Source organism: Embleya sp. NPDC050154, from assembly GCF_044460165.1.
In the GTDB taxonomy this organism is placed as follows: domain Bacteria; phylum Actinomycetota; class Actinomycetes; order Streptomycetales; family Streptomycetaceae; genus Embleya.
The window spans coordinates 214,354-234,630 of the sequence record NZ_JBITJP010000001.1 but is presented as its reverse complement, the minus strand read 5'-3'; the positions used below and the strand labels follow the sequence as shown (position 1 = coordinate 234,630).

Annotated in this window: 9 protein-coding genes; 5 read left to right on the top strand and 4 right to left on the bottom strand. The window is 73.2% G+C overall.

The genetic code is table 11. The annotated features are described in order from the left end of the window. Positions 1 to 36: 36 nt before the first annotated feature. Complete coding sequence (locus tag ACIBSV_RS00985) at positions 37 to 1,611, bottom strand: YibE/F family protein (protein WP_395858760.1); 1,575 nt, start codon at positions 1,609 to 1,611, stop codon at positions 37 to 39. Positions 1,612 to 1,848: 237 nt separating this feature from the next. Here ACIBSV_RS00985 and ACIBSV_RS00980 point away from each other — a divergent pair, with 237 nt between their 5' ends. Beyond that, complete coding sequence (locus tag ACIBSV_RS00980) at positions 1,849 to 2,289, top strand: Lrp/AsnC family transcriptional regulator (protein ID WP_395858759.1); 441 nt, start codon at positions 1,849 to 1,851, stop codon at positions 2,287 to 2,289. A gap of 96 nt (positions 2,290 to 2,385) precedes the next feature. Then, a complete protein-coding gene (locus ACIBSV_RS00975; protein ID WP_395858758.1) occupies positions 2,386 to 2,763 on the top strand; it encodes a DUF6204 family protein in 378 nt (125 codons plus the stop codon). 79 nt (positions 2,764 to 2,842) lie between these two features. On the opposite strand, the gene ACIBSV_RS00970 is transcribed toward ACIBSV_RS00975, so the two are convergent. Then, on the bottom strand, positions 2,843 to 3,424 hold the full coding sequence (locus tag ACIBSV_RS00970; RefSeq protein WP_395858757.1) for a 2'-5' RNA ligase family protein: 582 nt from the start codon (positions 3,422 to 3,424) through the stop codon (positions 2,843 to 2,845). A 133-nt stretch (positions 3,425 to 3,557) separates the two neighbouring features. Between ACIBSV_RS00970 and ACIBSV_RS00965 the strand changes: the two genes are divergently transcribed. Beyond that, a complete protein-coding gene (locus ACIBSV_RS00965) occupies positions 3,558 to 4,094 on the top strand; it encodes a DoxX family protein (RefSeq protein ID WP_395858756.1) in 537 nt (178 codons plus the stop codon). A gap of 147 nt (positions 4,095 to 4,241) precedes the next feature. On the opposite strand, the gene ACIBSV_RS00960 is transcribed toward ACIBSV_RS00965, so the two are convergent. Continuing rightward, entirely contained in the window at positions 4,242 to 6,173 is a 1,932-nt protein-coding gene (locus ACIBSV_RS00960) for a glycerophosphodiester phosphodiesterase (protein WP_395858755.1), read from the bottom strand. 741 nt (positions 6,174 to 6,914) lie between these two features. Here ACIBSV_RS00960 and ACIBSV_RS00955 point away from each other — a divergent pair. Beyond that, positions 6,915 to 11,894: an amino acid adenylation domain-containing protein gene (locus ACIBSV_RS00955; RefSeq protein WP_395858753.1), complete on the top strand. Its 4,980-nt coding sequence runs from the start codon at positions 6,915 to 6,917 to the stop codon at positions 11,892 to 11,894. Next, positions 11,891 to 17,335, top strand: a complete 5,445-nt coding sequence (locus ACIBSV_RS00950) for an amino acid adenylation domain-containing protein (protein WP_395858752.1) — start codon at positions 11,891 to 11,893, stop codon at positions 17,333 to 17,335. The genes ACIBSV_RS00955 and ACIBSV_RS00950 overlap by 4 nt, the downstream gene beginning before the upstream one ends. A 359-nt stretch (positions 17,336 to 17,694) precedes the next feature. Here ACIBSV_RS00950 and ACIBSV_RS00945 read toward each other — a convergent pair whose 3' ends face one another. Next, positions 17,695 to 20,259, bottom strand: a complete 2,565-nt coding sequence (locus ACIBSV_RS00945; protein ID WP_395858751.1) for a beta-glucosidase — start codon at positions 20,257 to 20,259, stop codon at positions 17,695 to 17,697. Between the last annotated feature and the right edge of the window lie 18 nt (positions 20,260 to 20,277).

Sequence of the window (20,277 nt, the reverse complement as noted above, 5' to 3'; positions counted from 1 at the left end):
GCGGGTCGTGCGGTGTCGCCGATCGGGGCCGCCGTCTCAGCGGCCCCGATGCCGGCCCCGGGCGGCGGGCATCGGCACCGGGGCGGCCCCGCCCTTGCCGGGCCCGCCCTTGCCGGGCCCGCCCTTGCCGGGCCCGCCCTTGCCGGGCCCGCCCTTGCCGGGCCCGCCCTTGCCGGGCCTGCCGTGATCGGCCGCCGCCAGGATCGCCGCCAGCGCGGTGGTCACCGGGACCGAGGCGACCAGGCCGATGCTGCCGACCAGGGTGCGGGCGATCTCCTCCGCGACGATCTCGCTGGTGGCCACGTCCAGGACGTCCCGACGGGCGATCGAGAACAGCAGCATCAGCGGCAACGCCGCGCCCGCGTAGGCCAATACCAGGGTGTTGACGGTGGACGCGATGTGATCGCGACCGATCCGGATGCCCGCCCGATACAACCGACGGGCCGTCATGGTCGGGTCGGCCTGCTTGAGTTCCCATACCGCCGACGTCTGAGTGACCGTCACATCGTCCAGGACGCCCAACGATCCGATGATGAACCCGGCCAACAACAGACCGTGCAACTCGATGTCGGGATACAACGCGTGCACCAGACCGGTCTCGTCGGAGGTGTTGCCGGTCAGATGCGCCCAACCGATGAACAGCGAGCCCAGGACCCCGATCAGGGACAGCGATACCAGGGTGCCGACCACCGCGACCGAGGTCCGCGCGGATATCCCGTGGCACAGGTACAGGGCCACGAACATGATCGCGCTGCCGCCGACGACCGCGACCAGGAGCGGATCGGACCCGTGCAGGATCGCGGGCAGGATGAAGAACGACAGGACCGCGAAGCTGATCGCCAAAGCGATCAGCGCGGTCAGGCCGCGCAGACGCCCGACCACGATCACCGCGACCGCGAACAGGCCGGCGAGCAGCAACATCGGCGGACCGCGCCGGACGTCGATCACCGAGTACCTCAGGTCCTCGGGCGCGTTGGGAGCGTACGCGAGCACCACCCCCTGCCCGACCGAGAACCGGCGCAACTCGGTCGGCCGGACCAGTTCGGTGACCGAGCGACCCTTGTCGGCGCCCGAGGTGACCTCGATCGTGGCCCGGTGGCAGTCGGCGCGCGCGGCGCCCGAGCCGGGCGCGGTGGAGGCGCCGGGGGAGGGCGGGGGCCAGGGCACGTCGCCCGGTTCGGCGGCGGGGTCGCCGGGCGGCGCGGCGTGCCCGTCGGCCGATCCGGGCGGGTCGGACGCGGCATCGGGGGCGGACGGGCCCGCCGCGCCGGCGAAGGCCTCGGCGTCGGCCCGGGCGCAGGGCAGTTCCTCGACCTTGGTGACCCGTCCGTCGCGGGTCTCCTGGTCGAAGCCCACCCCGGTACGCGGATGCGCCGGTGTGCTGCCCGGCCACAGCATCACCAGGCCCACCACCACGGCCGCCGCGAACGGGATCAGGACGGCGGCCACCAGGCGACGCAGCCGGGCCGAGACGGGCGAGGGTGGTCCGTGCGCGTGACTGTGCCCGTGTGCGTGGCCGTGGCCGGCCGCGTGGTGTCGGTGGCCCGGCGCGTCGTCGGATGCGTCGGGGGCATCGTCCGTACCGCCGCGATGCGTTCGTGTGCCGCCCATGCCGCGTCCCCTCCCGGTCCGGTCGACGGGTCATCGTGCCGGAGTCCCGGCCGGAAGCGTATCGGGCCGGGCGCCCGGCTCCGGTGCCGCTCACCGCCGCGGCCCGGCGCGAGCATCCGGGTGATCGGCGCAAGCCCCTTGCGCGGAATCGGTTCGAAGCCGCAAGATTCTTGCCTGCCGGCCAGGTTCCGGGCCTGGAGTTTTGCGTGGGCAGTGCCGAGGAGTGGAGCGCCGAGCATGGCCGAGATCGACAGCATCGACCACAACATCCTGCGCATGCTGCGCGAGGACGGACGGCGGACCTTCTCCGAGATGGCGGGCCAGATCGGCCTGTCCGTCGCGGCGGTCAAGCGCCGTGTGGACCGGATGCGCGAGGAGGGTGTGATCACCGGCTTCACGGTCCAGATCGACCACGCCAAGCTCGGCTGGGGGGTGGAGGCGTTCACCGAGCTGCGCTACCCCGGCAGCATGCCGGTCAGCGAGATCGTCCGCACCGCGACGGACACGCCCGAGGTGCAGGCCGTGTACACGATCGCCGGCGACCCGGACGCCCTCATCCACGTCCGTGTCCGCGACATCACCCACCTCCAACAGGTCATCGACCACCTGCGCCGCAACGGCAACGTCACGGGCACCAAGACGCTCATGGTGCTCGGCTCCTGGACCAAGGAGAGCTGACGAGGAGGGCATCCGGGCCGGCCCACCCCACCCTCACCCGCGTCCGCGTCGTGCCGGCCCTCGACACCGGTTGAGGGGATGTCCAGGGTTCGAGGCATGAGTGAGCGCGGTTTTCGCATCACGGTTCGCGGTGCCTTCGATGGACTGAGTGACGCGCAGCGGGCCGAGTTGCTCGCACGGGCGGCCGAGCACGACGTGCTGCGGGCCGCCTTCACCACGGAGGGGCAGCTGACCTACGATCCGGCGTCGCGGCCCTTCTTCACGTGCCGCTTCCTGGACTCCGGGGAGGCGGAAGAGGACATCGTCCCGGCGACCGCCCGGGCGCCGGCCGGCGCACAGGCGCGGCTGGACGAGCGCGGCTACGGCTACAAGAACCTCAAGACGCAGGCCGTGGACGTCTCCCAGGCGGCCCTGTCCGAGCGCCAACGCAAGGCCCGCGCGGCCGGCCGGGTCGGCGGTGGGCCGCTCTCGTAAGCCGGCCGGTCCCGCGATCGGCCGCGATCGACCGGTCCGGCAACCGGTCGGTCCCGGCAACCGGTCGGTTCGCGCGCGGCTAGGACGCGGTGGCGACACCGGTGTTCGTATCGGGTTCGGTGGTGCGCGGCGCGAACGGGAACGCCTCGCGGAGGACCCAGTTGCCGTCGTCGTCGCCGACGACCAGGTCGAGCCGGTCGACCCGGGCGGTCAACGGCAGTCGGCCGCTCACCTCCTGCGCCAGCGCCCGCAGTTCGTCGGGGCCCTGCCCCAGGGCGACGGTCAGGTGCGGACCGACGTCGTCGGGGTCGTCCAGGTACGCGCCGCCATAGGGGAGATGGTCCGGCCAGCGGTCGGATACCGCCTCGATCAGGCGCGACACCGGCTCGGCCGGATCGGGCGCGAGCCACAACCCGCGGTGGAACTGGCCGACCCGGGCGAAGACCAGGTCCAGCGCGGGGCACCCGGCGGCGATGTCGGCGAGCGCGGCCAGGTCCGCGGGCCCGATGTCGGAGGGCGGTAGCCAGGGATAGAGCACCGTGACATGCGCCGGGATGCCCTCGGCGCTGCGCGGGTCGTAGCGCTCGCGCCAGGGCTCGACGACCTGCTCGACGTCGGGGACCAGCAACACCAGGGCACTCGCCGCGTTCCGTTGGGCCATTCCCGCAGTGTACGGTCCGCGTCCGGGCATACCGGCGGATCGTCGGATCACCGGCCGAGGTGTTTCGCCGACCGGGAGTCGCCTCCGGCAGGGGTGGGTTCGAGGCGCGCGTTCCGGGGGCACTCGTCCCGGCATGGCTGTGTTGAGAACCTTCGCGCGTCCCATGCTGGCCTCGATCTACGTGCTGCAGGGGTACGACGCCGTGCTGCGTCCGGACCGCGTGGTGCCGGTCGCCGAACCGGTGGTGCGGCGGATCGCCGGGCTGGTGCCGATCGTGCCGGCCGACATCCGTACGGCGGTACGCCTGAACGGCGGCGTGCAACTGGTCGCCGGCACGCTGCTCGCCCTCGGCCGGGTGCCGCGCCTGTCCGCGCTCGCGCTCGCCGCCACCCTGGTGCCCACCACTCTTGCCGGACATCGCTTCTGGGATGCCGAGGACAAGCAGGAACGGGCGGGTCAGCGCGTCCACTTCCTCAAGAACGTGTCGATGCTCGGGGGTCTGCTGATCGCCTCCGCCGACACCGGCGGCAAGCCCTCACTCGCGTGGCGCAGCCGGCACCGGGCGCACGCCCTCCGGCACGACGTCGGCCTCGCCCGCCGAACCGCCCAGGCCGGCGCGGCGTCCACGAGCGTGGCTCATCGCCTGGGTGATCTGGTTCCCGGCCACTAGGGAGCCCCCACGTCCCCCTGGGCGGGCCGATGGGCGAGGTGGCGTGCCCTTCGGCACGTTGGTCCACCTCGCCCGTGTTCGGCGTGAGGGCGGCTCGCCCGCGCCGCGCTTCCCCCCGGTCGGCGCAGCGCGGGCGAACCGGCCCGATCAGCCCAGTGCGCGAGCGTCCGAGGCGATCAACCCGGCCCGGGGGGCCGGGATGGTGCGGCCGGCCTGGTTGTCGGCCCAGCGGGCGAGTGCCTGGTACTGGTCGTGGGCGAGCATCGTGGTCAGGGTCGCGATCGCGTTGCGGTCGGCGGTGGAGGTCAGGATCAGGTGGGCGAGGCCGGCCCGCGAGGCGGTGACGGTGAAGGTCGACTCCGCGACCGTGGTGCCGCCCGGGCCCTTGGCCTCGGCCCGCAGCGTGTGCGCGCCGAGCGGCAGCGTGCCCGAGTCGATCGGCGTACCGGCGGCGAACTCCCGCCCGTCCAGCGTGAGTCGGACCGTTTCGGCGCCTGTGGTGCGGAGCGAGGGGACCGGGTTGCTCGCGCGCTCGACCTGGGCGCCGGCGGCCGGTGCGAGCACCTCGACGGTGGGTGCGGCGGGCGGCTCGGGAGTGCCGGTCTGGCGCCAGGCGGCGTTCCAGCCGGCCAGCTCGGCGGGACGGTTGGTGATGATCGCGTCCGCGCCGCCCGCCTCCAGGGTCTTCCACCCGGTCGCGTCGTCGACCGTCCAGACCATGACCGCGACGCCGGCGCGGTGCAGGTCGGCGACCACACCGGGGCGCTTGGCCAGGCCGGCGGCCGAGGGGTTGTAGGCCTTGAGGTCGAGCTGCTTGGCGAGCGCGACCGGATCCGCGTCCAGGTTGCCGCGCAGCAGACCGAGCGGCAGATCGGGGGCCAGTTCGTGGGTGAGGGTGAGCGCGTCGACCTCGAAGCTCTGGACGAAGACCCGGCCGCTCATGCCGGTGTCGCGGATGTCCTCGACGATCCGGGAGACCTCGTCCTTGCTGTGCTTGCCCTTGATCTCCAGGAGCAGGTTGCCGCCGCGCGTGCGCAGGTCCTCCAGTTGCGCGCGCAGGGTCGGCACTCGGGCCCCGGTGTGCAGCGGGGAGAACCACGAGCCGGCGTCCAGGGCGGCGAGTTGAGCGGCCGTCAGGTCGCGGATCCGGCCCTTGCCGTCGGTGGTCCGGTCGACCGTGTCGTCGTGCAGGATGTGCGGGATGCCGTCCTTGCTGGGCTGGACGTCGTTCTCGATCCAGTCGGCACCGGCCCGGCGGGCGGTCTCGTCGGAGATCAGCGTGTTCTCCGGCGCGGCGGAGGACGCGCCGCGGTGCGCGATCACGGTGAGCGGGGCGCCGGGCGCGCGCAGGTAGGCGTTCGCCTCCGGGGCCAGTCGGGTGACCTTGACGTCGTCGAAGGAGACCCGCGAACCGTTGACGAGCAGCGCCTGTGCGCCGTCGGCGGAGCGCTGGACCCGGGTGCTGCGCAACGCCTCGCGGCCGTCCACGACCAGTCGTGCCCGGCTGCCGTGCACCTCCACCGCGACTCGCACGTCCCGGCCGGTCCCGGCGGCGGCCGGCGCCGAACCGGTGTCGGTCACATTCCACGCGTCGCCGGTGGTGCGCTGGGCGAACTCCAGGCCGTTGGCGGCGGTGGTACCGGTGCGCATGGTCGCGATGGACCACGGGGTCGTGCCGGCGGCGGGCACGTCCAGGCCGAACGCGGTCCAGCGTGCGGCGTCGACGGCGCTCTCGAAGCGGACGACCGCCTCGAAGCGGAAGTCGTCCAGATGCCGGCCGAAGGTGATCCGGCTCTGTTGGCCGGAGTTCGCCGAGGTGCCGACCAGGCGGCCGTTCTCGACCTTCCAAGCACCCTCGACCGCCCGCCACCCGGTGGGTAGCGCGGAGCCGGTGAAGTCCTCGGACACGACTACGTCGCCGGCGGGCGGCGCGGCGGGGGCGTCCGGGGCGGCTACCGAGACGCCGGTCAGGGTGGCGGTGGCGCCGATCCCGAGGGCGGCGACCACGGCGCCGACGCGGAGTCGGGAGCGATGCCGCCGAGGCAGCCGGAACGGGGACGAAGTTGTCTGCGAAGGCATGTTCGAAACGCTAGGGAGCGTGGGCGAACCCCCGATCACGCGACGCTGAAGCTCTGCCCAACGGTCGGGTACGCGCGGTGGTCGGCCGGTGGTTGTGCGTAGGTCGCCCGGGTGGCTCTCCGCCGCCACGAGGGGTGTCCGTGCCCCGGGAGCAGGCCCGAGCCAAGCGGGATGCAAGCCCGGGGCGGTACTTCTTGATGCACGGGCCGACGCGGCCCGCCGGCACGCAAGATCCACCGGCGCATGAGATCCACCGCACACGAGATCGACCGGCACGTGACACCCCTCGGGGCGTCGACCCACCGGCCCGAGTCAGGGGCGGCACACCCGCCGTACCGAGTCAGGGGCGGCACACCCGCCGTACCGAAGCCACCGTCCGGGACGGCCGGGCCGCGCTCCCGATCGCCCGACCCGGGCGCGTCCGGACCGGCCCTGGCCCGACCGGACCGGACGCGACCAGCCCAGGCACGACCCGGCCGGCCGCACGCGGCCCGACCGGGCCCGATCCGATGCGGTCGGATCCAATCCGAAGCAGTCCGAAGCAACCGAAGCAACCGAAGCAATGCGCTTCCAATCCCGCTCAACCCCGTGCCCACAGCCCGCGACGGCGGCTTTCGGCCAACCCGAAGTAGTGGGGGACAGATGCTAGGCACAGTCAACTCTTTCCTCCACGATCTCCCCGGGAGTACATCGTCTGCGCCGCCGACCACGAATCGGCATCAGGACACCTCAGGAGAGTCGATGAGTCCAACCGCCCACCCAGTACTGGATCCGACCGCGTCCCTGGCCGCTCTGGTCGATGCCCGGATCGAGCACTCGCCCACGCTCATCGCCTTGATCGCCGGGGAACATCGGCTCTCCTATCGCGAGTTGGGTGCCATGGCCGATCGGGTCGGGGCGCGCCTGGCCGAGGCGGGGGTGGCCGCGGGCGACCTGGTCGGTGTCTGCCTGCCGCGCACCCCGTACCTGGTCGCGACGTTGGTCGCGGTCCTGCGCGCGGGTGCCGCGTACGTCCCGTTGGACCCCGAGTACCCGCGGGAGCGACTGGAGTGGGTGATCGGTGACGCAAGGGCTCCCGTCGTGGTCACCGACCGCGCGCACGAACACCTGCTCGCCGACGCGTCGGCCGACCTGGTGTATGTCGACGCCGATGCCCCGGCCGATTCGGTACGCCCGGCCCGCGCGCACACCGGGCCGGACGAACTCGCCTACGTGCTCTACACGTCCGGGTCCACCGGGCGCCCCAAGGGGGTCCGGGTGACCCACCGAGGGGTCACCGCGATGCTGCGCTGGGCGGCCGACACCTATCGGCCCGACCAGACCCACAGGGTGCTGTTCTCCACCTCGGTGTGCTTCGACATCTCGGTGTACGAGCTGTTCCTCCCGCTCGTGGTGGGTGCGGGCGTCGTTATGGTGGACAACGTGCTCGCGCTCGCGGACGCGCCCGCGCGGGACGAGGTCACCCTGATCAACACCGTGCCCAGCGCGATGGCCGCGCTCTTACGCGGGCCCGGACTGCCGCCCGGGGCGCGCACGATCAACCTGGTCGGCGAGGCGCTCTCGCGTCGGGTCGCGGACCAGGTATACGCGTGTCCGCAGGTCGAGCAGCTCTACAACCTGTACGGGCCGACCGAGGACACCGTGTACTCCACCTGGGCCGTGGTCGACCGCACCGACCGGGCCGAACCGCTGATCGGCATACCGCTGCCCGGCACCACCGCGCACGTGCACGACGAGAGCGGCGAACCGATCGCCCCCGGCGAGCTCGGCGAGCTGTACCTGGCGGGCGATGGTCTCGCGCAGGGATATCACGGCCGTCCCGACCTGACCGCCGAGCGGTTCGTCACCGTGGCGGGGGAGCGTCGGTATCGCACCGGCGACCTGGTCCGCCGTCGACCCGACGGCGCGCTGGAGTATCACGGGCGGGTCGACCAGCAGGTCAAACTGCGCGGCTTTCGCATCGAACTCGGAGAGATCGAGGCGGTGTTGACCGGGCACCCCGGCGTCCAGGCGGCCGCCGTGGTGTTGCGCGAGGACGCGCTGGGGCCGTATCTGGCGGCGTTCGTGCAGGGCGCCGCACGCGGTCCCGAACCCACCCCGGCCGAGTTGCGCGCGCACTGTCTGACCCGACTCCCGGCCTACATGCTGCCGGACGCGGTGGCGCCGCTGAGCCCACTGCCGCTCACCCTCAACGGCAAGATCGACCGCAACGCGCTGCCCGTCGCGACCCGGACCCGTTTCCGGGACGTCGATTTCGTCGCGCCCGGGACGCCGACCGAGACCACCATCACCGACCTGTTCCGTGAGGTCCTCGGCGCCGATCGCATCGGCGTGCACGACCCGTTTCTGGAGTCCGGCGGCAACTCCCTGCTCGCCGTGGGGCTGTTGGCCCGGGTGCAGCGGGCCTGCGGAGTGCGGATCCCGCTCGACGTGTTCTTCGCCGACCCCACACCGGCCGCCCTCGCCGAGCATGTGCGGCAGGCCGACGCGTCCCCCGGGTCGGCCCGGCCCACGGTGTCGCCACCGTGCCGCGAACCGCACGCGCCGGCAACGGTCGGCACCGTGCAGGGCGAGTTCACAATGCACGAGATGGTCCGGCCGGGCAGCGCGCTGTACCACGTGCCGCTGCGGATCCGGGCCTGCGGCGACCTGGACGTGGCCGCGTTGGGCCGGGCACTGGGCGAGGTGGTTCGCCGGCACGAGGTGTTGCGCACCGCGCTGGTACACCGGGGCGGCCAACCGGTGGTGGAGATCCGGCCGCCCTACCCGGTCGAGCCGACCCTGCTGGATCTGCCGGGCGCGGACGAGGAGCGCCTGGACGCGGTCCTGCGGGCCGAGGCGCTGCGGCCGCTGGACCGGGCGGAGGGCCGGCTGTTGCGCGCGCTGGCCGTGCGGGTCGCCCCGGACCGGCACGAACTGCTGCTCACCGTGCACCACATCGCGATGGACGGCTGGTCGATCGGCCTGCTGCTGCGCGATCTGGCGCACGCCTACCAGGGGTTGCCGCTCGCCGAACCGGCCCTGCAGTACTCCGACGTGGCCCGCTGGGAACGACGGCACGCGGACGCCGAACACGACGAGGCGCGGCGCTGGGCGGGCCGACTCCGGGGTCTGGCCACCGAACAGCACCTGCCCGGCGACCGCACTCGGCCCGACCCGTTCGATCCGAGCGGAGCCCGGTTGACGCGCCGGCTGGATCCCGACCTCCTGCGCGCCGCCGAGGAATGGGCGGCGGGTGAGGGCGCCAGCCTGTACATGACCCTGCTCGCCGCGCTCGGCACGCTGGTGCACCGCTACACCGGCCGCACCGATCAGGCGGTGCTCAGTCCGTTCGCGGTCCGCCCGCTGCCCGAACTCGAAAACGTCATCGGTCCGTTGCTGAACACGGTTCCGCTGCGCTTCCGGGTCGAGGGCACCGACACGTTCCGGGAACTGGTGCGCCGACTGCGCCCGGTGGTGCTCGACGCGCTCGACCACAGCGCGCTGCCGTACCTGGAGCAGCTCCGCTTCGCCGGCGTCTCGGGTGCGGAGACCTCGACCCCCGTCTCGCAGATCCTGCTCGCGGTCCAGAACCACCCGGGCGCTTCGGTGGAACTGCCGGGCCTGACCCTGGAGTTCGTGAACGAGGTGTGCAACGGCGGGGCCAAGACCGATGTGTCGATGTTCGTCGAGTTCCCGGCGGCCGGACCGCTGTTGTCCGTGGAGTACCGCACCGGACGCTACGACGCCGCGTCGATCGAGACCATCGTGGACCACCTGCTGGCGGTGCTGGCCGAGGTCCTGACCGCGCCGGACCGGCCGATCGGCGAAACGATCATGCTCGACCCGGCCGAACGACACCGGCTGATCGAGGCCGTCAACCCGGCCCCGATCGCCCGGCCCGACCTGCGGCTGCCCGACCTGGTCGCGGCGCGGATCGCCCGCACCCCGAACGAGATCGCCGTCGTGGCGGACACCGGCAGCCTCACCTACGCCGAACTGGACGCCACCGCGAACCGGTTGGCACACGTCCTGCGCCGGCGCGGCGCCGATCGCGGCACCCTGGTCGCGATCGCCATGCCACGCACCCACCTGTTGCCCGCCGCCCTGCTGGGCGTGCTCCGCACCGGCGCGGCCTACCTGCCGATCGACACCGACCAGCCGATCGCCCGCAACCGGGCCCTGCTCGACGACGCCAAGGTCACCCTGATCGTCGGCCCGAGCGCGCCCGCCGCCGACATCCCGCTGTTGGCCGACCCCGGCTACGACGTGATCGCGGTGGACGGCACCGAGGTCGGCGCGGCCGACGAGAGCCCGCTCGACGGGCGGGCCGAGGCGGAGGACCCGGCGTACCTGATCCACACCTCCGGCTCCACCGGCCGTCCCAAGGCGGTCGCCGTACCGCACCGGGCGATCGTCAACTTCCTGCTCTCGATGGCCGAGGAACCCGGACTGACCGCCGCCGACACGATGGCCGCGGTCACCACGCTCACCTTCGACATCGCCGCGCTGGAGTTGTGGCTGCCGCTGGTGGTCGGCGCCCGGGTGGTGATCGCCGACCGGGCCACCGCCGCCGACGGCCGACGGCTCGCCGACTGGCTCGCGCAGCACCGGGTGACGGTCTGTCAGGCGACGCCGGCCACGTGGCGGATGTTGCTGGACGCGAACGGGACCTGGCCGGCCGCGCTGGTCGCGCTCTGCGGCGGCGAGGCGCTCACCGGGGACCTGGCCGGCGCGCTGCTGGATCGCTGCGCGCGGGTGTGGAACATGTACGGCCCCACCGAGACCACCGTGTGGTCCACCGTCCTGCGCGTCGACCGCTCGCACGCCGCGCTGCCCGTGGTCCCGCTCGGCGCACCTATCGCCAACACCCGCGTCTATGTACTGGACCCGGCCGGGCGTCCCGCGCCGGTCAACGCTCCCGGCGAACTGTGCATCGCGGGCGCCGGGGTCGCGCTGGGCTACCTCGGCCGGGCCGAACAGACCGCCGAACGCTTCGTCCAGGACCCGATGGGCCCACCCGGAACACTGATGTACCGCACCGGCGACCTCGCCCGCCGCCGACGCGACGGCACCCTCGAGTACCACGGGCGCGCCGACCATCAGGTCAAACTGCGCGGATTCCGGATCGAGTTGGGCGAGATCGAGGCGGAACTGACCGCGCTCGCGGGCGTCACGGCCGCGGTCGCGACCCTGTGGGACGGACCGGCCGGACCGACCCTGGTCGGCTACGTCGTCCCGGACGGCCCGTTCGACCCGACGGACCTGATCGCCGCGCTCGGCGAGCGGTTGCCCCGACACATGGTGCCCGGTGTGCTCGTCCCGCTCGACGCGCTGCCGCTGACCCCCGCCGGCAAGGTCGACCGGGCCGCCCTGCCCGAACCCCGGCCCGGCGGCAGCGGAGCGCCCCCCGAGGGCGATTGCGAGGAGATCCTGGCCGAGATCTGGTACGAACTGCTCGGCCCGGACCGGATCGGCCGCGACGACACCTTCCTCGCGCTGGGCGGCAACTCGCTGCTCGGGCTGCGCCTGATGGCCCTGGTGAGCGAGCGCTTCGAGATCGACTTCCCGCTGCGCGTGGTCTTCGAGGCGCCGACACTGGCCGCGATGGCCCGCCGGATCGAGGACATCCTGCTGAGCGAACTCGACGAACCCGAGCCCGACTTCGGCCACCCCAGCGGGCCGAACGTCGCGAACGGGCACACCGACTCGACCGACTCGACCGACCTGGAGGCGCGATGACCGACTCCGAGGAGATCCTGACCACGCGCCCCGAACCCGAACCCGACCGCGCACGCCGTGACCTGCTCCGCAGCCGGCTCGCCCGGGCCCGAGTCGCCGCACCCCGTGCCGACCTGGTGCCCAGGCCCGCCGACGTGCCCGCGCCGCTCTCCGCCGCGCAACGCCGGATGTGGTTCCTCGCCCAGTACGAACCCGACGGCGCCGCCTACAACATGCCGCTCGTGCTGCGCCTGACCGGTCGACCGGACCGGAACGCGCTGGTGACCGCGCTGAGCGACGTGGTCGCCCGGCACGAGGTGCTGCGCACGGTGTATCCCAGCGTGGACGGACATGTCCTGCCCACCGTGCACGACATCGACCAGTTCCGGGTGTCCGTGCTCGACGTGTCCGAGGCGGAGGTGACCGCCCGGCTCGCCGTCGAGGCCCGCCGCCCCTTCGACGTGTCCCACGAACTCCCGATCCGGGCAGTTCTGTTCCGTACGGGCGATAGGCACGTGCTGAGCCTGGTGCTGCACCACATCGCCGCCGACGCCTGGTCGGTGGGCGTGCTGTTCGACGACCTGGCCGCCGCGTACACCGCGCGTTGTGCCGGTCATCCACCCGAACTCGCGCCGTTGCCGGTCCAATACGCGGACGTCGCGTACCGGCAGCAGACCACCCTGGCCGCCGAACTCGACCGCCAGCAGACCTGGTGGCGGGCCCGGTTGCGGGGCGCGCCGGCCACGGTGAGCGTGCCGGTGGACCGGCCACGTCCGGCCGTCGCGGACACCCGGGGCGAGCGGATCGAGGTCTGCTTCGGCAGGGACCGCTCGCGCCGCATCCGGGTCCTGGCCGAACGCACCGGCGGTACCACGTACATGGTGCTGCTCAGCGCGCTGCAGGTCGTGCTGGCCCGGTACAACGGCGTCACCGACGTCACCGTGGGCAGCCCGGTCGCGGGGCGCACGCACCGCAGCACGGATGCCCTAATAGGCTGTTTCGTGAACACTTTGGCGATGCGTACCGACCTGTCCGGCGACCCGACGGTACGCGAGTTGCTCGGCCGGGTCCGCGAGGACACCCTCGCCGCCTTCGCGCGCCAGGAACTCCCGTTCGACCGGCTGATCGACGCGCTCGACCTGGATCGTGAACTCGCCTACACACCGCTGTTCCAAGTCCTGTTGAACGTGCACAACCAGGCGCCGGCCCGGCCCACGCTGCCCGGCGTCGAGGTCGAGTGGTGCGACACGCACACCGGCGCGGCGAAGTTCGACCTGTCGCTCGCCGTGCTCGACACCGGGCCCGCCGAAGAACTCGTCGCCGACCTGGTGTGGCGCAGCGTGCTCTACGACGAGGCGAGCATCCGGCGGGTGTTCGGGCACCTGATCACCGTGCTGGACGCGATGATCGCCGACCCGGACCGCCCGGTGACCGAACTGCCGCTGCTCACCGCCGGCGAAAGGCGGCAGCTCGCGGGCTGGAACGACACCGCCCGGGACTGGGACACCGACGGCACCCTGCACGGCCTGATCGAGGAGCAGGCCCGCCGCACGCCGCACGCACCCGCCGTGCGCGGCGTGGACGGCGAGCTGAGCTATGCCGAACTCGACAGCCGTGCCGACGTGTTGGCGCATCGGCTGCGCGACCTCGGGGTGGGGCCGGATCGCATCGTCGGGCTGTTCGCGGAGCGCTCGACCGCGCTGATCGTCGGCATGCTCGGCATCCTCAAGGCCGGTGGCGCGTACCTGCCGCTGGACCCGCTGTATCCCGACGAGCGGGTTCGCGCGCTGCTCACGGCCGCCGACGCGGTCGCGGTGGTCACGACGGAGGAACTGCGGTCCCGGGTGGCCGGGGCGCTGCCCGTGGTGGTGCCCGAGGAGGCGCCCGCGGACGCGGATCCGGGACCTCCGGTCGTGGACGTGCGGCCGGACCACCTGTGCTACGTGTTGTTCACGTCCGGATCCACCGGCGCGCCCAAGGCGGTCGCCGTCGAGCACCGCAACTACCGCAACTACCTGCACGGCCTGCGGGAACGGGTGGGCCCCGGACGGACGGCCGACGGGCGGCCGTGGAACTGGGCGCTGGTCTCCACGTTCGCCGCCGACCTGGGCACCACCAATGTGTTCGGCGCGCTCACCGGCGGTGGCTGCCTGCACCTGCTCACCCGGGATCAGGCCACCGATCCGGACGCGTTCGCCCGGTACCTGGGCACGCATCGCGTCGACGCGATGAAACTGGTGCCCAGCCACCTGGAGGGCCTGGCCGCGCTCGGCGATCGGCTCGCCGACGTGCTTCCGCGCGCGTTGCTGATCTGCGCGGGCGAGCCGTTGCGCGCGGACGCGGTGGACCGCCTGCGGGCGGCCCGGCCGGAGTTGGCGCTGCACAACCACTACGGGCCGACCGAGACCACCGTGTCGATGCTCGGCACGCCGGTGACCGCGGTGCCGGCCGGTGCGGCGAGCGCGCCGCTGGGGCTGCCGTTCGGCAACGTCGGCGCGTACGTGCTGGACCCGCACGGGCGCGAGCTGCCGATCGGCGTGCCGGGAGAACTGTACGTGACGGGAGCGGGGTTGGCGCGCGGCTATCTCGCGCGCGCGGACCTGACCGCCGAGCGCTTCGTCGAGTGGGCCGGGCGGCGCGCGTATCGCACCGGGGACCTGGTCCGGCGTCGTGCGGACGGAGCGATCGAGTTCCTGGGCCGGGCCGATCAGCAGGTCAAGATCCGCGGTTTCCGGGTCGAGATCGGCGAGGTCGAGGTGGAACTCGGCGCGCAGCCGGGGGTGCGCGAGGCGATCGTGGTGGCCCGGGGCGAGGGCGCCGCACGCAAGCTGGTGGGGTACGTGGTCGCGGACGCCACGGCGGCGGTGGACGGGGGCACGATCCGGGCGGCCCTGCGAACCCGGTTGCCGGACTACATGGTGCCCTCGGCGGTGCTCGTCCTGGCCGCGCTGCCGTTGACCGGCGCCGGCAAGGTGGACCGGGCGGCACTGCCCGCGCCCGCACTCGCGCCGGCGGAGGAGGGCCGCGTCGAGCCGTCCACGCCCACCGAGGTGGCGGTGGCCGCGACCTTCGCCGACGTCCTGGCCACGACCGGGGTCGGCGCGGCGGACGACTTCTTCGCGCTCGGCGGAGACAGCTTCTCCGCCGTGCGCGCGGTCCGCACGATCGGCCGGAGCCTGTCCATCATCGACCTGTTCCAACACCCCACCGTACGTGAACTCGCCGCCCTGCTCGACGAGCGCGCCGGTGCGGGCGGCCCGGCCGAGCGACCGCGCCCGCTGCTGCACCGGCTCACCAAGGACGCCGGACCGACCACGCTGACCCTGGTCTGTGTGCCGTACGGCGGCGGCAGCCCGATCACCTTCCAACCACTCGCGGACGCGCTACCCCCGGGACATCGGCTGTACGCGGTGGAGTTGCCCGGTCACGACCCCAGTCGGCCGGACGAGGAACCCGAGGATCTGGAGCAACTCGCCGACCGGCTCGCGGTACGGATCACCGAGCGGATCAGCGGGCCGATCCTGCTCTACGGACACTGTCTGGGCGGCGCGCTGGCCACCGCGCTGGCCGGGCGCCTGGAGGCGGCGGGCGCCGAACTGCGCGGTGTCGCACTGGGCGGGACCTTCCCGGCGGCTCGGCTTCCGGGGCGGTTCGCCGAGTGGGTGGCCAGGCGGCTGCCCGGCGACCGGTTGCTCTCGGACCGGGCCTACCTCGACTACCTGCGCGCGATGGGTGGTTTCACCGATGTCTACGACGAGGCCGAACAGCGTTTCCTGATCCGGGCGTTGCGGCACGACGTGCGCCAGGCGGAGGACTTCTACACGCGTGCCTACGGCGATGCGCGCCCGATGCCGGTGGCCGCGCCGATCCTGTGTGTGGTGGGCGACAAGGACCGCGCGACGTTGTTGTACGAGGAACGCTACGCGGAGTGGGAGCACTTCGGCCCCAGGGTCGAACTGGCGGTGATCCCGCGCGCGGGGCACTACTTCCTCAAACACCAGGCCGTCGAGCTGGCCGAGGTGCTGAGCCGCTGGTCGGCCGGTCCCGGCCCCGGGGCCGCCGACCCGCCTCCCGACCCGCGGGCCGCCTCGGCCCGGCCGAATCTGGCCACCTTCGCCAAGGTGGCGGGCGGCCAGTTCGTGTCGATGATCGGCACCGCGCTGTCCACCTTCGCGCTGGGGGTGTGGGTCTATCTGCGGACCGGTTCGGCCTTCGACTTCGCGATGATCTCGGTCGCCGCGGTGCTGCCCGCGGTGTTGTTGTTGCCGATCGCGGGCGCGGTCGCGGACCGGGTGGACCGGCGGCGGATCATGATCGTCACCGACACGGTGGCCGCCGCCGCGATGTTGTCGCTGGGCGTGCTGTTGTGGACCGACCATCTACAGCTCTGGCACGTGTACGTGGTCGCCTGCGTCGGCTCGGTGTGCAACGCCTTCCAACGGCCCGCCTACATCGCGGCGATCGCCCAGCTGGTGCCCAAGCGTTACCTGGGTCAGGCCAACGGCCTGGCCCAACTGGGCACCGGTTCCGGGGACATGCTGGCCGCGCTGGCCGGCGGCGTACTGGTCGCGGCGGTCGGCCTGCACGGCGTGGTGCTGTTCGACATGGCCACGTTCCTGATCGGGGTGAGCGTACTGCTGCGGGTGCGCTTCCCGGACACGCTGTTCGAGAAGCGCGAGGAGCCGCTGCTGCGCGAAGTGGTCACCGGGTGGCGCTACATCGTGCGCCGGCGCGGTCTGGTGGCGATGGTGGTCTTCTTCGTGGTGTTCAACTACCTCTTCGCGGTGGCCACCGTGCTGGTCACCCCGATGGTGTTGGCCGACGGCTCCGCGGTGACGCTGGGCGTGGTCACCGCGGTCGGCGGGGTCGGCGCGGTGCTGGGCGCGCTGGTGATGGCGCTGTGGGGCGGGACCGCCCGGCGGGCGACCGGCATGATCGGCTTCACCTCGGTGGTGGGGGTGGCCGCGGTGTTCGCGGGCAGCCGGCCCGAGCCGGTGTTCGTGGCGATCGGGCTGTTCGTGTTGTGGGCGGCGCTGATGATCCTGAACTCGCACTGGATGGCTCTGATCCAGACCAAGGTCGGGATGGAGTTGCAGGGGCGGGTGCTGGCCACCAATCAGATGCTGGCGATGTCGATGATGCCGCTCGGCTTCCTGACCGCGGGACCGCTGGCGGACCGGGTGTTCGAGCCGCTGCTGCGCTCGGACGGCGCGCTCGCCGACTCGGTGGGCGTGGTGCTGGGCACCGGGCCCGGGCGCGGAACCGGCCTGTTGCTGGTCCTGGTCGGCCTCGCACTGGGTGTCTGGGGCCTGGTGGGGTTGTTGTACCGGCCGTTGAGTCGGATGGAGGACGTGCTGCCGGACGCGATCCCGGATGTGGAGATCGGCGACAAGGACACCATCCAGGCCGAGGCGGACCGGCGGCTGGCCCGCGCGGGCGAGGCGGGGGTGCCGGTGGCCTGACGGCACGCGTGCGCGGTGTGGGGGCGGGGCACGGAGTCCCCACACCGCGCGCCGCCGGGCTCGCGAACGATCGGCCCCACCTCGCGTGGTGGGGAGGCCGAGATGCCGGCGGCCGAGGCCCCGCCGGCGGCCCAGGGCTGCGGCGCCGAGGCCGCCGGCGGCAGCAGGATCCCGTCGATGAGGCGGGTCGACACGGCGGCGTCCACCGGGTGTTCGGCGAAGACCCTCGGCCTCGTACTGGGCCTCGTGCTCGTCGCCCGCGTGCTCGCGCCGGAGGCGGTCTCCGGAGTGGCGGTGTACTGCCTTCGCGGGCCGGGTGTGGGACGGTCGCGCGTGGGCGCGGACCGTCCCACACCCGGTCAGGATCGACCTGTCGGGTGCACCTCCACGGTGGTGCGCAGCGGCAGGTCGGCGCTGGATCCGCCCACGCGCAGGGTGTAGGTGCCGGGCTCGCTCTCGCGGCGGCCCGTCTCCTCGGACCAGTACTCGAAGGCGCGGGCCGGCACCCGCAGGTCGACGGTGACCTCGGCGCCGGCCGCGGCGGTCGCCGACGCGTGGCCGGCCAGCCACAGGACGGGGCGCTCGACACCGCCGTCGGCGCGACCGAGATAGGCCTGGAGTACGTGCCGGCCCGCGCGTGCGCCGGTGTTGCGCACCGTCACCCGGGCCACGAAACCGGCATCGGACGCGAGCGTTTCCATCCCGACGTGCTCCCACGTGGTCCAACCCAGGCCGTGCCCGAACGGGTAGGCCGGCGTGGCGCCCGCCCGCGCCCAGCCGCGGTAGCCGAGGTGGATGCCCTCGGCGTACTCCAGACGCCCCTCGGTCGGGATCGTGGACAACACCGCCGGGTCGTCCTCGTGCCCGGGCCAGGTCATCGGCAGTCGGCCGCCCGGCTCGGCGCGCCCGAGCAGCACGTCGGCCAGCGCCGCGCCGAACTCCTGTCCCGGGAACCACGAGACCAGGATCGCCGCGACGTCCTCGCGCCAGGGCAGCAGCACGGGTGAGCCGGCGTTGACCACCACCACCGTGTTCGGGTTGACCGCGGCGACCCGGCGGATCAATTCGTCCTGCCGGCCCGGCAGGGACAGGTGCGCCCGGTCGCGGCCCTCGCTGTCGCTCTCCTCGGTGCTGCCCACCACGACGATCGCCACTTCGGCGTCCGCCGCGAGCGCGACGGCGTGCTCCAGGTCCGCGTCCTCGTGCGCCGCCGGCCGATCGACGCCGAGCACGAACCCGGTGCCCGGGCGCTCCGCCTCGAAGTCGTGGCGCAGGTGCAACTCGACCTCCCCACCGGCCTTCAGGTCCACGACGGCCCACCGCTCGGGTGGGGTGAGGATGCCGCCGAGCGGGTCGTCGGTGACCAGGTCGTCGTCCACGAGCGGGACGCCGTCGGCCAGCAGTCGGAAGCGGCCCACGCCGGCCACGCCGATCCGGTGCGGCCCGTCCTCGCGGACCTCCAACACGCCGATCGCCTCGATCGCCACGGCCCGCGCGACGATCGGATCGTCGAGCCACAACAGCCGCCCACCGCCGCGTGCCTCCTCGTGCAGCACCTCGCCGCCGGGACCGATGAAGCGCACCCACAGACCGCGCTCGCCGGTCTTGGGATCGTGCACGTCCGCGCCGGTGACCGCGGGCAGCCGATGACGGATCCGGGCGCCGACGCCATGGGTGACCTCGATGTCGGGTCCCAGCGCGGCGCGCAGACCGGCCAGCGGGCCGATCGTGTACGGCGGTACGACCGTCGCGCTGCCGCCGCCCTGGATCCGCGCCGTGTCGGCGTTGGGTCCCAGCACCGCGACCCGGCGCAGGGTGCCGGGATCCAGCGGCAGCGCCGCGCCGGTGTCGCGCAGCAGCACCATGCCCGCCGCGGCGGCCTCGCGCAGCAGTACGGCGGGCTCGGACGCCAGGGGCGCCGGCGCGGGCGGTGCGATGTCGGCGAGCGCGCCGACCCGGGCGGCGAGCAACAACAGCCGGCGCACCTTGCGGTCGACCGCCTCCCGCGGGACCAGACCCGCGCGTACGGCGGCCACCAGTGCCGCGCCCCACGGCCGGTCCGGACCCGGGCCCGGCATCGCCAGGTCCAGCTCGGCGCTCGCGGCGCCCTCGGTCGAGCGGGTCGCGAACCAGTCCGAGACGGCCGGCCCGTCGAAGCCCCACTCGGTCCGCAACGGCGTCTCCAGCAGCGGGCTTTCGGTCATGGTGACGCCGTCCACGCTGTTGTAGGCGGCCATCAGCGCCCATACGCCGCCCGCGCGCACGATCTCCTCGAACGGCGCGAGATGGACCTCGTGCAGCGCCCGCCGCGACATCCGCACATCGACGGAGTACCGCTCGGTCTCCGAGTCGTTGGCGGTGAAGTGCTTGACGCAGGCGGCCACGCCGCCCGCCTGGACCCCGCGCACCAGCGCCGCGCCGATCCGACCGGACAGCAGCGGATCCTCCGAGTAGCACTCGAAGTGCCGGCCGGCGTACGGGCTGCGCTGGAGGTTGACGGTCGGGCCCAGCACGACGTCCACCTGCTTGCGGCGTGCCTCGACGGCGAGCAGGCCGCCGAGCCGCTCGACCAGGTCCTCGTCCCAGGACGCGGCGAGCGCGGTCGGACAGGGCAGGGACGCGGACGGCTCGCGTTCGTCGAAGCGCTCGCCGCGCACGCCCGCCGGACCGTCGCACAACACCATCTCGCGCAGTCCGATCGCGGGTTCCGCGGCGGTTCGCCAGAATCCCGAACCGGTGAGCAGCCGGACCTTGCGTTCGAGGTCGAGTCCGGCCAGGGCCGCCTCGATGTGCTCGAGGATGTGGGCGTCCGGCGCCCTGGGACTGTGCATGGGGGTGGTTTCGAGCGGCTCGAAGGCGCCGGACGCCTCTTCGACCGAGGACAGGGGAAGGGTGCGGTCATCATGACCGTTGGCCTGCGACACGCGGGGCACACTACATTC